We start from the raw sequence: 15,340 nt of genomic DNA on the forward strand, positions 1-15,340 counted from the left end.
ACACGCGGTATCGTTACGGGAGTAGATAAACATGCAACGCTATTCAGGATTTGGCCTGCTCAGACACAGTCTGAGCTTTCATGAGAACTGGCAGAAGGTCTGGCGCAATCCGACACCGCAGAAACGCTATGACGTGATTATTATCGGCGGCGGCGGTCACGGTCTGGCCACCGCTTACTATCTGGCGAAGGAGCACGGCATCACCAATGTGGCGGTGCTGGAAAAGGGCCATCTCGGCGGCGGCAATATCTGCCGCAACACCACCATCGTCCGCTCCAACTACCTGTGGGATGAGTCCGCCGCGCTCTATGAGCACTCCATGAAGCTGTGGGAAGGCCTGTCGCAGGAGCTGAACTACAACCAGATGTTCTCGCAGCGCGGCGTCTACCACACCTGCCACACGCTGCAGGATCTGCGCACCAATGAGCGGCTGGCGAACGCCAACCGCCTACAGGGCGTCGATAACGAAATGGTCTATGGCGACCAGCTGCAGCGCGAGATCCCGGCGCTCGACTGCAGTAAAGATGCGCGCTATCCGGTGCTGGGCGCCTCGGTGCAGCGCCGCGGCGGCAACGCCCGCCACGATGCGGTGGCCTGGGGCTATGCCCGCGCCGCCGACAGCCTGGGCGTGGATCTGATCCAGAACTGTGAAGTGATCGATATGGAGATCAGCGACGGCAAGATCACTGGCGTAAAAACCCGCAACCACGGCGTGATCAAAGCCGATCGCGTGGGCTGCGTCACCGCCGGCAACTCCGGCGTGATGGCGAAAATGGCGGGCTTTGAACTGCCGGTGGAGTCGCATCCGCTGCAGGCGCTGGTCTCCGAGCCGATTAAACCCTTTCTCGATACGGTTGTGATGTCCAACCACGTACACGGCTACATGAGCCAGTCTGATAAAGGCGATCTGGTGATTGGCGCCGGCATCGATGGCTGGGTCGGTTATGGTCAGCGCGGCTCCTACAGCGTGATTGAGCACACGATCCAGGCGATTGTTGAGCTTTTCCCCTGCACCAGCCGCGTACGCATGAACCGTCAGTGGGGCGGCATTGTCGATACCTGTCCTGACGCCAGCCCCATTCTTTCAGCGACCCCGGTACGCAATCTGTTTTTCAACTGCGGCTGGGGCACCGGCGGCTTCAAAGGCACCCCCGGCTCCGGCAACCTGTTTGCCCACCAGCTGGCGCACGGCACGCCGCATCCAATCGCTGAACCTTTTGCCCTCTCCCGCTTTTATACCGGGGCTCTGGTTGACGAACATGGCGCTGCGGGCGTGGCCCACTAAGGACTTTTAGCATGCTGCACATTTACTGTCCTCACTGCGGTGAGTATCGCGAAGAAGAAGAGTTTCATCCGCGCGGTCAGGCGCATATCGCCCGGCCCGCCAGTCCGGATGCCTGCAGCGACGAGGAGTGGGGAACCTTTCTCTACTTTCGTAAAAACCCGCGCGGCATGCATAACGAACTCTGGGTGCACAGCGCCGGTTGCCGCAAGTTTTTCAACCTGACGCGTGACACACAGACGTATGAGATCAAACGGGTATACACCCTCGATGAACAGCCTGAAGCCGGCGAGCAAGGGTAAGGAGCGCAGAGCATGAGCCAGAAAAATCGCCTGCCGTCCGGCGGCAGAATCAACCGTTCCACCACGCTGAACTTTACCTGGAACGGCCGTCAGTATCAGGGCTACGAAGGCGATACCGTCGCCTCTGCCCTGCTCGCCAACGGTATCGATATTGTCGGACGCAGTTTTAAATACAGCCGCCCGCGCGGCATCGTTGCCGCGGGCGCGGAAGAGCCTAATGCGGTGCTGCAGCTGGGCGCCTCAGAGGCGACGCAGGTGCCCAACGTGCGCGCCACGCAGCAGACGCTCTATGAGGGCCTGGTCTGCTCGGCCACCAACGGCTGGCCTAATGTGGAATCTGACCTGATGGGGCTGGTGGGTAACCTCGGCGGCAAAGTGATGCCGCCCGGCTTTTACTACAAAACCTTTATGTATCCGCAGTCAATGTGGCCGACTTACGAGAAATTTATCCGTAAGGCCGCCGGGCTGGGACGCGCGCCGCGCGAAAAAGACCCTGACATTTACGATGCCATGAATCAGCACTGCGATGTGATGATCGTGGGCGCCGGTCCGGCGGGCCTGATGGCGGCGCTGACCGCCGGCCGCAGCGGCGCACGCGTGATCCTCGCGGATGAGCAAAGCGAACCGGGCGGACACCTGCTCGCCAGCCGCGAATTGATCGAGGGCAAGCCGGCCGCCGACTGGGTGGCTGAGGTGGTGGCTGAGCTGGCCACCATGCCGGAAGTGACGCTGCTGATGCGCGCGACGGTGAACGGCTATCACGATCATAATTTCCTCACCATTAATGAGAACCGCACCGATTACCACGGCGACCGCGCGGCGGCCGGACAGGTACGCCAGCGAATGCACCGCGTGCGGGCGCACTGGGTGGTGCTTGCCACCGGCGCGCAGGAGCGCCCGCTGGTCTTCAGCCATAACGATGTGCCCGGCTGCATGATCCCCTCCGCCATCTCCGTCTATATCAACCGCTACGGCGTGGTGCCCGGCAATCAGCTGGTGCTGATGACCACGAACGACAGCGCCTATCAGACCGCGCTGGACTGGGCCGATGCCGGGCGCGAAGTGGTGGCCGTAGTGGATACCCGTGCCGCCACCAAAGGCGAGCTGGCCGCCGCCGTGCGCCGCCGCGGCATTCGGGTGATCAGCGGCAGCGCGGTGATCGACGTGCAGGGTAAAAAGCGCGTCAGCGGCGTCACCATTGCCGCCATCGATAAAAAAGGCGACGCCCTCACCGGCAAACCCTTTACCCTCTCCTGCGATACCGTCGCCAGCTCCGGTGGCTGGAGCCCGGTGATCCACCTCGCCGGACATACCGGCAGCCGTCCGGTCTGGAACAATGAAGTGATTGGCTTTCTGCCCGGCCCGACCGCGCAGCAGCAGCTGACGGCGGGCGGCATCAACGGCCGCTACGCGCTCGACAATGTGCTGCAGGAAGGGATCAAAGCGGGTCAGGATGCCGTACTGCAACTCGGCCTGACGCCGGTTGAGGTCGCTCTGCCCGAGGTGAAAAAGTGGATTGAGCATCCGCCCGCCGCGCTGTTTCATATTCCGCACACCAAACCGATCAGCCGCGCGCCAAAGCAGTTTGTCGACTATCAGAATGATGTCACGGCGGCCGGCATTGCGCTGGCAACGCGCGAAGGATTTGAGGCGATTGAGCATATCAAGCGCTATACGGCGATGGGGTTTGGTACCGATCAGGGAAAGCTCGGCAACATCAACGGTATGGCGATTGCCGCCAAAGTAACGGGCAAAACCATTCCCGAGACCGGGACCACGGTGTTCCGTCCGAACTATACCCCGATCGCTTTTGGCGCTATCGCGGGGCGTAACTGCGGCGAGCTGTTCGATCCCAAACGCTTTACCGCGATGCATAAGTGGCACGTGCAGCAGGGGGCGAAATTTGAAGATGTCGGCCAGTGGAAGCGCCCGTGGTACTACCCGCGTCCGGGTGAAACCATGCAGCAGTCGCTGGATCGCGAATGCCGCGCGGTGCGCTGTGGCGTCGGCATCCTCGATGCCTCTACCCTCGGTAAAATTGATATTCAGGGTAAAGATGCGCGCGAATTCATCAGCCGCGTCTATACCAACGCCTGGGCTAAACTCGGCGTCGGCAAGTGCCGCTACGGCCTGATGTGCGGTGAAAGCGGCATGGTGTTTGATGACGGCGTAACCTCCTGTCTCGCAGAGAACCACTTTCTGATGACCACCACCACCGGCGGCGCGGCGCACGTTATGGAGTGGCTGGAACTCTACCACCAGACCGAGTGGCCGGAGCTGGAGGTGTTCTTCACCAGCGTAACCGATCACTGGGCGACCATGACCATTTCCGGTCCGGAGAGCCGCAACCTGCTGGCGGAACTCTGCAGCGATGTGTCGCTGGATAAAGAGACCTTTAAGTTCATGGACTGGCAGGAAGGCACGGTCGCTGGCGTACCGGCGCGTATCTTCCGCATCTCGTTTACCGGTGAGCTCTCGTTTGAGATCAACGTGCAGGCAAACTACGGCCTTGCGGTCTGGGAGAAGCTGTTTGAGCACGGCGCGAAATATGATCTGACGCCGTACGGCACGGAGACCATGCACATTCTGCGGGCGGAGAAAGGTTTTATTATTGCCGGTCAGGATACGGATGGCTCGGTGACGCCGCACGATCTCAATATGGGCTGGTGCGTCGCCGATTCAAAGCCGTTCAGCTATATCGGCAAGCGCGGTATGGCGCGGGCAGACTGCGTGCGCGAGCAGCGTAAACAGCTGGTCGGCCTGAAAACGCGCGATCCGCTGGTGGTCCTGCCGGAAGGCGCGCAGGCGGTAGCCAATCCGCAGCAGCCGGTGCCGATGGATCTGCTGGGCCACGTCAGCTCCAGCTACTGGAGCGCCAATCTGAACCGCAGTATCGCAATGGGCTTTATCAAAGGCGGACTGCAGCGTATGGGCGAAACCGTGTTTTATCCGCTGGCAGATGGCCGCGTGGTGGAAGCGGAAATCTGCAGCCCGGTCTTTATCGATCCGAAAGGAGAACGTCAACATGTCTGAAACCCTCTTACCTGAAACCAAACCCGCAGAGGCCGTCAGACAGGTCGCGGTAATGAACCAGAGTGCGCCGCAGGTACGCGCTGAATCGCCGCTGCACCATGCCGATCGCGGTAACGTCACTGCCAGCCAGTCGCAGCAGGCGGGCCTTGAACTGCGTGAGCTGGCGCTGCGCGGGCATCTGGTGCTGCGCGGTTCGCAAAACAGCGCGAGCTTTATGCAGGGCTGCCTGACGGTATTAGGCCTGCCGCTGCCCACCGCGCCGCTGACCTCCGCCGAAGATGGCGATATCTCCGTGCGCTGGCTGAGCCCCGATGAGTGGCTGGTGGTACTGCCGATGGATCAGCTGTTCCCGGTGGAGAAAGCGCTGCGCGCTGAAATTACTGGTCACTTTTCGGTGGTGAACGTCAGCGGCGGACAGACCATTCTGGCGCTCTCCGGTAAACACGCGGTCGATGTACTGAAAAAGAGCACGGTGCTTGACCTGCATCCGTCACAGTTTCCGGTCGGCAAAGTTGCCGGATCGGTGTTTGCGAAGAGCAGCGCGCTGATCCGCCGCACCGGTCCGGAAAGCTGGGAGCTGGTGATCCGCCGCAGCTTTGCAGAGTACATCTGGCTCTGGCTGCGGGATGCCAGCCGCGAATATGGGCTGAAGATCACCGCGTAATATCCGGCCGTGCCGGCTCTCTCTCCGCCGGCACGCCTTTCCCTTATTATCAGGAGTCGCCCATGAGCGTGCTGCCCGATTCATGGATTTTTACCGCCAGCTGCCCGAGTAAATTAGGCACGGTGGATGTCGTGACCCGGTTTATGGCGGAATCGGGTCACTATATTAATGAGATCCATTCGTTCGACGACCGCGTCAGCCACCACTTTTTTATCCGCGTCGCTTTCTCACCAGCCGCGCACTTCAGTACCGATATATTTCGCGATAATTTTACGCCGCGCGTCACTCCGTTTGAGATGCAGTGGCAGCTTACCCCGCCGCAGCATCGTGAACGCGTGGCTATTCTGGTCTCTAAATTTGATCACTGCCTGAACGATCTGTTATTCCGGCATCGCACCGGACAATTATCTATTGATGTGCCGCTGATTATTTCCAACCATCCCGATCTCTGCTCCCTGGCGGAATGGCACGGCATCCCCTGGTACCACCTGCCGGTAAATAATGCGAATCGCGCAGAACAGGAAGCGCAGATTCTCGCTCTGCTGGAACAATATAATATCGACCTGGTGGTTCTGGCACGTTACATGCAAGTTCTTTCACCGCGGATGTGTGAAAAGCTCGACGGTAAAGCCATTAATATTCATCACTCTCTGCTGCCGGGATTTAAAGGCGCGCGTCCTTATCATCAGGCGTGGGAGAAAGGAGTCAAAATGGTCGGTGCCACGGCGCACTACGTTAATAATGATCTGGATGAGGGACCGATTATTACGCAGGGTATTCAGAGCGTGGATCACGCGCTCTATCCCGACGATCTTATCAGCCGCGGCCAGGATATTGAACGCGTCACGCTATTTAACGCGGTGCGTTATCACGTTGAGAAACGCGTATTTTTAAGCGGCAAGCGCACGGTGGTATTTAGTTAGCCGGTGCAGTGTTGAATATAAATGTGCAGCACATGCACCAGCAGGCTGCACGTTTTTATCTTTTTTCGGAAAACAGGGTAATCAGGGATTGATCACGACCTTCAGCGTTAAATAAAACAGAACCTGTCCTGACATCAGCGGCAGGTTTTTAACAACAACACGTAAGTCGCGAGGAAATCACTATGGCGGATTCCAGAGATCCGATGACGCCTGATGGCGAAGTATCACCCTATGATACTGACTATCAGGTAGGCCAGGATAATATTATCGTGAACGTCGGGCCATTTGGTCTGGATATTCACAACCGGGTATTTGCGATATCCGGCATTGCCGTAATCGTATTCGTTATATTAACGCTGGTGTTTCAGAGTGACGTTGCCCCGCTGTTTAAAGGTATGCTTAACTGGCTTACCAGCAAACTCGACTGGTTCTTTCTTTCTGCCGGTAATGTCTTCGTGATCATCTGCCTGGGTCTGGTTTTCTCCCCGCTGGGCAAGGTGCGTCTCGGCGGCACCCTCGCCCGACCCGATTACAACTATGTCACCTGGTTTTCGATGCTGTTTGCCGCCGGTATGGGCATCGGCCTGATGTTTTACGGCGTCTCTGAGCCGCTGTCGCATTTCTCCAGCGCGATAGGCGGCACGGCCACTGAAAATGGCGTGCGTACCGACTGGGCGCCGCTGGGCGGTGCGAGTGGATCAGCAGAAGAGGCTACGCGGCTGGCCATGGCGGCTACGATTTTCCACTGGGCGCTCCATCCGTGGGCGATCTATGCGGTTCTTGCCCTGGGACTGGCCCTCTTCACCTTTAACAAAGGCCTGCCGCTGACTATCCGGTCACTCTTTTATCCGCTGCTGGGTGACGCCGTATGGGGCTGGCCCGGTCATCTGATCGATATCCTTGCCGTGCTGGCCACGCTGTTTGGCCTCGCTACCTCGCTCGGGCTGGGTGCCTCGCAGGCGGCGTCCGGACTCAATTTCCTGTTTGATGTACCGCTGGGACAAACCACGCAGATTGTACTGGTGATCGCGATTACCGCTATCGCCACCTTTTCTGTGGTCGCCGGGCTGGACGCCGGGGTCCGGCGCTTATCAGAAGCGAACATGATCCTCGCCGGTCTGCTGCTGCTGTTTATTATCGTGGTCGGCCCGACCATGCTGCTGTTTAGCGGCTTTTTCTCTAACCTCGTCTCCTATATTGAGTTCCTGCCCGCGCTCTCCAATCCGGTCTCCCGTCCAGACAGCAATTTTGCCGCCGGCTGGACCTCCTTCTACTGGGCGTGGTGGATCTCCTGGTCACCGTTTGTCGGCATGTTTATCGCGCGTATTTCACGTGGTCGCACGGTACGGGAGTTTATCATCTCCGTGCTGCTGGTCCCGTCACTGGCGTGTGTACTATGGATGACGGTACTGGGCGGCACCACTATCCATCAATATTTTACTGAGGGATATCAGAGTATTGCTGATGCCATTCTGCCGCTGCAGCTCTTTACCATGCTCGACACGCTGCCGCTGGCCAAAATCACCTGCGTGGTCGCCATCATTCTGGTGGTGGTGTTCTTTGTCACCTCAGCTGACTCCGGCACGCTGGTGATCGATATCATCGCCTCCGGCGGTAAAATTGAATCCCCGACTGCGCAGCGCGTATTCTGGTGCGTGTTTGAAGCGCTGGTCGCCATCGTACTGATCCTCGGCGGCGGGCTGGATGCCCTGCAGGCAATGGTGGTCTCCACCGGATTGCCTTTTGCACTGGTGCTGCTGGTCGCATCGGTCGCCGTTGTAAAGGGATTGCTCTCTGAGCCGCGCCCGACGCGCCCGGCTCCCGCTGTGCGCAATCAATAGCACGCACGCAGGCGGATAGCCGGCCAGGCTATCCGCCGCTGCAGGTGCAGGAAGGGAGATCGCTATGCAGGCCGGACATCAGGAAATCATCGATTTTATTCAGCGCTACCCGCCGTTTAACACCCTGCCGCTGACGGCGCTGGCGCGGATCGCAGCCACCCTTGAAGTGAGCTATTACAAAGCCGGCACGCCGATCCTCACCTTTGGTCAGCAGGTTGACGCCTGGTATCTCATCCGCAGCGGCGCAGTGGAGATCTATCGCCGCAACGGCGACCTCTATAATCGCCTCAGCGCCGGCGGCTATTTTGGTGAGTTCGGCTTATTGCGCGAGAACAGCGTGCGCTTTCCGGTTACCGCCCTGGAAGATACGCTGACCTATCTGATTCCCGCCCCGATTTTTAATGAGCTGTTCAGCAAATATGAAGAGTTTGCCGACCTGGTAGAGGTGGAAGATCGCACCCGGCTGCGGCAGACCGTGGCGCGTACCGAAGAGGCGAGCGGCCTGATGACGTCGCGCATCGAGGCGCTAATCAGCCGGCCACCGGTGACCATCGACAGCCGCGCCACGGTGTGTGAAGCCGCACAGAAAATGAGTAAAGAGGGCGTCTCATCCCTGCTGATTGTGACCCCGGAGGCGGATGGGGAGCGTTCCCAAACGCTGGCTGGGATCGTCACGGATAAAGATCTGCGCGACCGGGTAATTGCCCGCGGCCTGAGCTTCGATACGCCAGTCGCGACAATTATGACCGGGCAGCTGACCCACGTCAGTCACCACCAGCTGGTGTTTGAAGCGATGCTCATCATGATGCAGCACAACATACATCATCTGCCGGTGCTGAAGCAGGATCTGCCGGTAGGAGTGATTTCCCAGTCAGATATTATCCGCTATGAGTCACAAAACAGCCTGTTTCTCGTCAGCCGCATTTTTCACTGCAACAGCATCAGTGAGCTGAGCACGCTGAAAAATGAGGTACGCGCCTGCTTTAACCGCATCGTGCGTGAAGACGCCAATTCGCAGATGACGGGCCGCGCCATGGCGGTGATTGGACGCAGTTTTACGCAGCGGCTGCTGGCGCTGGCTGAAGCGGAGCTGGGGCCGCCGCCGGTGCCCTACTGCTTTATCACGCTGGGGTCGATGGCGCGCCAGGAGCAGCTGCTGGTCACCGACCAGGATAACGCACTGATCCTCGACAACCGGTATGATGCATCCCGCCATGAAGCCTATTTTATGGCGCTGGCGCGCCGCGTCTGTGACGGCCTGGCGGCGTGCGGCTATCACTACTGCAGCGGCAACATCATGGCCACTAATGGCCGCTGGCGGCAGCCGCTGGCCGTCTGGGAAGGATACTTTGATGAGTGGATCGACACCCCTTCCCCGCAGACATTGCTCGACAGCGCAATCTTCTTCGATCTTGATGCCGTCTGGGGCCAGCTGGCGTGGGGCGAACAGCTGAATAAACGCATTACGCATAAAGTCCGGCACAACTCGCGCTTTCTCGCCTGCATGGCGCGCAACGCGCTGCTGCGCAAACCGCCGCTGGGGTTCTTTAAAAATTTTGTCATGGAGCCTTCCGGTCAGCATACGCAGTCTATCGATATGAAACGGCGCGGCACCGCGCCGCTGGCGGATCTGATCCGCGTGCACGCGCTGGCGGCCGGTTCAGCCGCTCGCAACTCGTTTGATCGGCTGCAGGATATTATGCAAACCGACCTGCTGCCGCACGGACGCGGTCAGGATCTGCGCGATGCGCTGGAGTTTATCTCGATGGTGCGTATCCGCCATCAGGCGCAGGACGTGGAGAGCGGTCAGGAGCCGGATAACCGCATTGAACCGCTTAATCTTTCTGAGTTCGAACGCAAAAATCTTAAAGATGCGTTTCAGATCCTGAGCAACGCACAAAAATTTCTCAAATACCGCTATCAGCCAGGCCGGAAAGTGTGAGGTAAACATGCTGCACATCAGTAAACAGCTGCTGCGTTCCGCCCCCGCGCCCGCGCCGCATGCGGGAGTCGCGCCCGCGTGGCCCGCGCTGCTGGCGCAGCAGGCCGCGACGGCACGCCATCCGGCGCTGCAGCACTACTACCGGGCGGGCGTACCGGACGCGGCGACACCGATCGGCGAGGTGCCGCTGCTGGCAATGGATTTTGAAACCACCGGGCTGAATACCCGGCGCGACGATATTGTCAGTATCGGCCTTATCCCTTTCAGCCTGACGCGTATCCGGCTGAGTGAAAGCGCACACTGGATCCTCAACCCGCGGGCCGACTTGCGCCATGAATCAGTGGTGATCCACGGCATCACCCACGCGACGGTCGCGCAGGCGCCCGACCTGAGCGAGCGGCTGCTGAAGCTGCTGACGATGATGGCGGGTCGCGTCATGGTGGTGCACCATCGCGGCATTGAGCAGCATTTTCTGAACGCGGCGCTGCAGCGGCGCATCGGAGAGGGCATTATTTTCCCCTGTATCGACACGCTGGCGCTGGAGGGGCTGCTCTGTCAGCACGCGCCGCTCAGCCGGCTGAAGAGACTCTGGCGCGGCAGGTCACGCCCCTCGCTCTGCCTGCCGGAGAGCCGGGCGCGCTATCATCTGCCGCACTACCCGGCCCATAACGCGCTGACGGATGCGCTGGGCTGTGCCGAGCTGCTGCAGGCGCAGTGTGCCCACCATTTTCCGCCGCAGACGCCTTTGCGTGAGTTATGGTGCTGAGCCAGCCGCTTTTGCCACCATACGCCGGTAGTTATGCAGCCACTTGCCGCTATTGAGCCGCCACCAGAAGCAGAGACCGCGCACCGTCCAGTCCAGGAACATGCCAAGCCACACGCCGATCACCCCCATGCCCAGTTCGATGCCCAGCAGGTAGCCTGCCACCACGCGAGCGCCCCACATGCTGAACATTGATACAAACATGGTATAGCGCGCATCGCGGGCGCCTTTCAGTCCGGCAGGCAGCACCCAGGAGGCGGTCCAGATCGGCATAAACGCGGCGTTGAGCCAGATCAGATGTTTCGTGACTTCAATCACTTCCGGGTCGCGGGTATAGAAGCGCGCCAGCGTACCCGCCAGCGGCACGGTGATCAGCGCCAGCGTACAGAGCCCGATCATCGCCAGCCAGAACACATGCCTGATCTGCCGCTCCGCCTGCATCACCTGATTCCGGCCCAGACGCTTGCCGGTAATAATGGTAGAGGCCGAACCCAGCGCGTTGCCCGGCAGGTTAATCAGCGTGGCGATAGAAAAGGCGATAAAGTTGCCGGCGATTTCATTGGTGCCCATACCGGCGACAAAGATCTGCGTCAGCAGCTTACCGCCGTTAAACAGCACGGACTCAATACTCGCCGGCACCCCGATGCCCAGCACCTCCATCAGAATGGCGCGATCCCAGCGGCGGAAGTAGCTGCTGAGCGTAAGCTTCAGCGCCGGGCTGATACCGCGCCAGAGCGCATAGAGCACCGCCAGCGCCCCGATATAGCGCGAAATCGTCAGCCCGAGGCCCGCCCCGACGAAGCCCATCCCTTCCCAGCCCAGCGCGCCATAAATCAGCACGCTACTGATCATGATGTTCAGGATATTCATGCCGCCGTTGATCAGCATCGGGATTTTGGTGTTGCCCGCCCCGCGCAGGGCGCCGCTGCCGATCAGCGCAATCGCCGCCGCCGGGTAGCTCCAGGCGGAGGTCTGCAGGTAGCTCAGCGCCAGCTGTTTGACCTGCGGATCGGCGCTGCCGGCGATAACGTCGATAATCAGGTGTCCCCAGAACTCTATCGCCAGCGCCAGTACCAGCGCCAGCACGGTCATCAGCCCCAGCGACTGCCGGGTGGCGGCGCGGGCGCGTTTACCGTTACGGCGCGCCAGGCTAAACGCCACCACCACCGTGGTGCCAAGATCGATAGCGGCAAAAAAGGAGATGATCACCATGTTGAAGCTGTCTGCCAGCCCGACACCCGCCATCGCCTCTTTGCCCAGCCAGCTGACCAGAAACGTGCTCAGCACGCCCATCAGCATCACGCAGAGGTTTTCAATAAAGATAGGGATCGCCAGCGGCGCGATCTCACGCCACAACAGCGTGCGGTACATCCGGCGCTGCGGATACCACGCCGTATTACGCACCGCCCGCATTACTGCCACACCGGGATTTTGCAAGAGAGTACCAAATCACTTTGGATAAGAGAGGAGAGGTAATGATGATAGGCGCCCGGCGATTATGCAAAGTCTTTGCAGCGGCCATTTAATCATTATTACAAACTTTTTATTTCTGCCCGCTTTGCGCAGCCGCGTTAATTTCTGCCTGCAATCATTCCGCTGACAGAGCGTCACAGATTCTTAATTATATCAGCCGCTTTATCCGCTATGCTCTGCTCAACCTGATCCATTTTCCTGAAGGAGAATCTATGCAAACACAACGGAACGGATTGACTGCCCATCAGGCACTGGATGAACTGGAGCGCTGCTACGATGCGGCGGTTGAGGCGCTGCGCAACGCTATCCGCGACTTCACTGAACAGGGTACGCTGCCCGACGCAGAGCAGCGGCAGCAGGGGCTGTTTGTCTATCCGGAGCTGCGCCTGACCTGGCAGGGAGAGGGTCCGCAGCAGAACCGCACCCGCGCCTGGGGCCGCTTTACCCATACCGGCCGCTACAGCACCACCATCACCCGTCCTGCGCTGCTGCGCCACTATCTCAGCGAGCAGCTGCAGATGATTGAGAAAGAGTATGAGGTGCTGATTGAAGTGGGGCCGTCGCAGCAGGAGATCCCCTACCCTTACGTGATTGACGGCTCGGATCTGTCGCTGGACCGCTCAATGAGCGCCAGTATTGCCCGCCACTTTCCGACTACCGAGCTGTCGCAGATTGGCGATGAAACCGCTGATGGCCTGTTCAACGCCGATGCCCGCTTCCCGCTCTCCCACTTTGACGCGCTGCGCACCGACTTCTCGCTGGCGCGTCTGCGCCACTACACCGGTACGGCAGTGGAACACTTCCAGCCTTTCGTGCTGTTTACCAACTACACCCGGTACGTCGATGAGTTTGTGCGCTGGGCGATAGAACAGGTGCAGGATCCCGCCACGCCGTATGACAGCCTCGCCTGCGCCGGCGATGTCGTGATCACGGCGGAAACGGCCGATCCGGCGGCGATGATGTCCGATCTGGCGTGGAAAAAGCACCAGATGCCCGCCTGGCATCTTACCTCGCCTAACCGACGCGGGATTACGCTGGTCAATATTGGTGTGGGCCCCTCCAATGCTAAAACGATCTGCGATCACCTGGCGGTAACGCGTCCGCACGCCTGGCTGATGATTGGCCACTGCGGCGGCCTGCGCGAAAGTCAGAATATCGGCGACTATGTGCTGGCGCACGCCTACCTGCGTGATGACCATGTGCTCGACAGCGTGCTGCCGCCGGATATTCCGGTACCCAGCATCGCCGAAGTGCAGCGTGCGCTCTATGACGCAACCAAGTCAGTGAGCGGTATGCCGGGTGAAGAGGTTAAACAGCGGCTGCGTACCGGTACGGTGGTGACCACGGACGATCGTAACTGGGAGCTGCGCTACGCCGCTTCCGCGCTGCGTTTTAATTTGAGCCGCGCCGTGGCGGTGGATATGGAGAGCGCGACCATCGCGGCGCAGGGCTACCGTTTCCGCGTGCCTTACGGCACGCTGCTGTGCGTATCAGATAAACCGCTGCACGGTGAGATCAAGCTGCCGGGTCAGGCGAATCGCTTTTATGAAGGGGCCATCTCTGAGCATCTGCAGATTGGCATCTGTGCGGTAGAGCTGCTGCGCGCCGAGGGCGATAAGCTGCACTCCCGCAAGCTGCGCACCTTTAATGAGCCGCCGTTCCGCTAACGCACCGGCCAGCCATTATCAGCAGGGAAGCCCGTCCGGGCTTCCCTTTTTTCATCAGGCGCTGAGCCAGCCCAGCTTGATGACAAACAGCAGCGAGAGGATCACCAGTGCGCTATTCACTTCACGGGCGCGGCCGCTCAGCAGCTTAACAACGGTCCAGGTAATGAAACCGAAGGCGATGCCGTTCGCAATTGAGTAGGTCAGCGGCATGGTCAGCGCCGTTACCGTTACCGGTGCCGCCGTCGTCACATCTTTCCAGTCGATTTCCGCCAGCCCCGATGCCATCAGCACGGCGACGAACAGCAGCGCCGGGGCGGTGGCCCAGACCGGTACGCTACCCGCCAGCGGCGAGAAGAACAGGCTCAGCAGAAACAGCGCGGCCACCACAATGGCCGTCAGGCCGGTGCGTCCGCCGGCGCTGACGCCAGCCGCAGATTCCACATAGCTGGTGGTGGTTGAGGTACCGAGCAGTGAGCCAAACAGCGCAGCCGCGCTGTCAGCAATCAGTGCACGTCCCATTTTTGGCACGTTGCCCTGCTCATCCGCCAGACCTGCGCGCTTAGTTACGCCCAGCAGGGTGCCGGTATTATCAAACACATCAACAAACAGAAAGGCAAAAATTACGCTTACCAGCCCCACATTAAAGGCGCCGGCAATATCGAGCTGCATAAAGGTCGGTGCGATTGAAGGCGGCGCGGAGAAGACGCCGCCAAACGGCGTCAGGCCGATGCCCATAGAGATAAAGGTCACCACCAGTATGCCAATCAGCACCGCGCCGGTCACGCGGCGCGCTTCCAGTACCACGATGATAAAAAAGCCGAGCAGCGCCAGCAGTGGCCCTGGTTTGGTCAGATCGCCCAGCCCGACCAGCGTCGCCGGGTTATCCACCACAATGCCGGCCCCTTCCAGCGCAATCAGCGCCAGGAACAGGCCGATACCGGCGGCGATGCCGGCGCGCAGCGGCAGGGGGATGCTGGCAATAATCCACTCGCGGATTTTAAAAATCGAGAGCGCAAAGAAGATCACCGCCGACAGAAACACCGCGCCCAGCGCAATCTGCCAGGTGTAGCCCATATGCAGCACCACGGTGTAGGTAAAGAACGCGTTCAGCCCCATGCCGGGTGCCAGCGCAATCGGATAGTTAGCAATCAGTCCCATCAGAATTGAGCCGATCGCCGCCGCCAGGCAGGTCGCCACAAACACCGCCCCTTTATCCATGCCGGTCGCGCCCAGAATAGAGGGGTTAACAAACAGGATATAGGCCATGGCGAGGAAAGTGGTGATCCCCGCCACGATCTCCGTGCGCACGGTGGTGTTGTGCGCTTTAAGCTTAAACAGTTTCTCTAACATCATTTTCTCTCATGAGCGGAGACGCAGCGGCTGCGCGTTCTCACTGGCCAAAGTGGTTAACAGCTGATCGTTGTTGCTGAAAGCGAGCCTGCCGGACGTG

11 protein-coding genes are annotated in these 15,340 nt (G+C 59.7%); 9 read left to right on the forward strand and 2 right to left on the reverse strand.

Annotation, left to right across the window (positions count from 1 at the left end; genetic code table 11):
* Positions 1–31 precede the first annotated feature (31 nt).
* The 8 genes from DBY66_RS16200 to DBY66_RS16235 all read left to right on the forward strand — a co-directional run bounded on the left by DBY66_RS16200 (position 32) and on the right by DBY66_RS16235 (position 10,753).
* Positions 32–1,285 carry a sarcosine oxidase subunit beta family protein gene (locus DBY66_RS16200; RefSeq protein WP_039385222.1) on the forward strand — a complete coding sequence of 418 codons (1,254 nt, stop codon included), beginning with the start codon at positions 32–34 and terminating at the stop codon, positions 1,283–1,285.
* An 11-nt stretch (positions 1,286–1,296) separates the two neighbouring features.
* A complete protein-coding gene (locus DBY66_RS16205) occupies positions 1,297–1,584 on the forward strand; it encodes a sarcosine oxidase subunit delta (protein WP_108569568.1) in 288 nt (95 codons plus the stop codon).
* Between the two features lie 12 nt (positions 1,585–1,596).
* Complete coding sequence (locus DBY66_RS16210; RefSeq protein ID WP_108569567.1) at positions 1,597–4,617, forward strand: sarcosine oxidase subunit alpha; 3,021 nt, start codon at positions 1,597–1,599, stop codon at positions 4,615–4,617.
* Positions 4,610–5,281 carry a sarcosine oxidase subunit gamma family protein gene (locus tag DBY66_RS16215; RefSeq protein WP_108569566.1) on the forward strand — a complete coding sequence of 224 codons (672 nt, stop codon included), beginning with the start codon at positions 4,610–4,612 and terminating at the stop codon, positions 5,279–5,281. Before DBY66_RS16210 ends, DBY66_RS16215 begins: the two co-directional genes overlap by 8 nt.
* A 62-nt stretch (positions 5,282–5,343) precedes the next feature.
* Complete coding sequence (gene purU / locus DBY66_RS16220) at positions 5,344–6,204, forward strand: formyltetrahydrofolate deformylase (protein ID WP_039385228.1); 861 nt, start codon at positions 5,344–5,346, stop codon at positions 6,202–6,204.
* Positions 6,205–6,386: 182 nt separating this feature from the next.
* Entirely contained in the window at positions 6,387–8,045 is a 1,659-nt protein-coding gene (locus DBY66_RS16225) for a BCCT family transporter (protein WP_108569565.1), read from the forward strand.
* Between the two features lie 64 nt (positions 8,046–8,109).
* Entirely contained in the window at positions 8,110–9,987 is a 1,878-nt protein-coding gene (locus tag DBY66_RS16230) for a DUF294 nucleotidyltransferase-like domain-containing protein (protein WP_108569564.1), read from the forward strand.
* A 7-nt stretch (positions 9,988–9,994) separates the two neighbouring features.
* A complete protein-coding gene (locus tag DBY66_RS16235) occupies positions 9,995–10,753 on the forward strand; it encodes a 3'-5' exonuclease (protein WP_039385234.1) in 759 nt (252 codons plus the stop codon).
* Here DBY66_RS16235 and DBY66_RS16240 read toward each other — a convergent pair.
* On the reverse strand, positions 10,742–12,163 hold the full coding sequence (locus DBY66_RS16240) for an EmmdR/YeeO family multidrug/toxin efflux MATE transporter (protein ID WP_108569563.1): 1,422 nt from the start codon (positions 12,161–12,163) through the stop codon (positions 10,742–10,744). The two genes, DBY66_RS16235 and DBY66_RS16240, sit on opposite strands and share 12 nt — an antisense overlap.
* A gap of 272 nt (positions 12,164–12,435) precedes the next feature.
* Here DBY66_RS16240 and DBY66_RS16245 point away from each other — a divergent pair, with 272 nt between their 5' ends.
* Positions 12,436–13,890: an AMP nucleosidase gene (locus DBY66_RS16245; protein ID WP_039385239.1), complete on the forward strand. Its 1,455-nt coding sequence runs from the start codon at positions 12,436–12,438 to the stop codon at positions 13,888–13,890.
* 54 nt (positions 13,891–13,944) lie between these two features.
* Here DBY66_RS16245 and DBY66_RS16250 read toward each other — a convergent pair whose 3' ends face one another.
* Positions 13,945–15,243: an NCS2 family permease gene (locus tag DBY66_RS16250; RefSeq protein ID WP_217647492.1), complete on the reverse strand. Its 1,299-nt coding sequence runs from the start codon at positions 15,241–15,243 to the stop codon at positions 13,945–13,947.
* Between the last annotated feature and the right edge of the window lie 97 nt (positions 15,244–15,340).

It is taken from the genome of Pantoea sp. RIT413 (genome assembly GCF_003057675.2).
GTDB lineage: Bacteria > Pseudomonadota > Gammaproteobacteria > Enterobacterales > Enterobacteriaceae > Pantoea > Pantoea eucrina.

Excerpts from the sequence above, each read along its gene's own strand:
- DBY66_RS16245 (WP_039385239.1), top strand. The coding sequence starts at position 12,436 with ATGCAAACACAACGGAACGGATTGACTGCCCATCAGGCACTGGATGAA.
- DBY66_RS16250 (WP_217647492.1), bottom strand. The coding sequence starts at position 15,243 with ATGATGTTAGAGAAACTGTTTAAGCTTAAAGCGCACAACACCACCGTG.
- DBY66_RS16235 (WP_039385234.1), top strand. The coding sequence starts at position 9,995 with ATGCTGCACATCAGTAAACAGCTGCTGCGTTCCGCCCCCGCGCCCGCG.
- DBY66_RS16215 (WP_108569566.1), top strand. The coding sequence starts at position 4,610 with ATGTCTGAAACCCTCTTACCTGAAACCAAACCCGCAGAGGCCGTCAGA.
- DBY66_RS16205 (WP_108569568.1), top strand. The coding sequence starts at position 1,297 with ATGCTGCACATTTACTGTCCTCACTGCGGTGAGTATCGCGAAGAAGAA.
- DBY66_RS16225 (WP_108569565.1), top strand. The coding sequence starts at position 6,387 with ATGGCGGATTCCAGAGATCCGATGACGCCTGATGGCGAAGTATCACCC.
- DBY66_RS16210 (WP_108569567.1), top strand. The coding sequence starts at position 1,597 with ATGAGCCAGAAAAATCGCCTGCCGTCCGGCGGCAGAATCAACCGTTCC.
- DBY66_RS16200 (WP_039385222.1), top strand. The coding sequence starts at position 32 with ATGCAACGCTATTCAGGATTTGGCCTGCTCAGACACAGTCTGAGCTTT.
- DBY66_RS16230 (WP_108569564.1), top strand. The coding sequence starts at position 8,110 with ATGCAGGCCGGACATCAGGAAATCATCGATTTTATTCAGCGCTACCCG.
- purU (WP_039385228.1), top strand. The coding sequence starts at position 5,344 with ATGAGCGTGCTGCCCGATTCATGGATTTTTACCGCCAGCTGCCCGAGT.
- DBY66_RS16240 (WP_108569563.1), bottom strand. The coding sequence starts at position 12,163 with ATGCGGGCGGTGCGTAATACGGCGTGGTATCCGCAGCGCCGGATGTAC.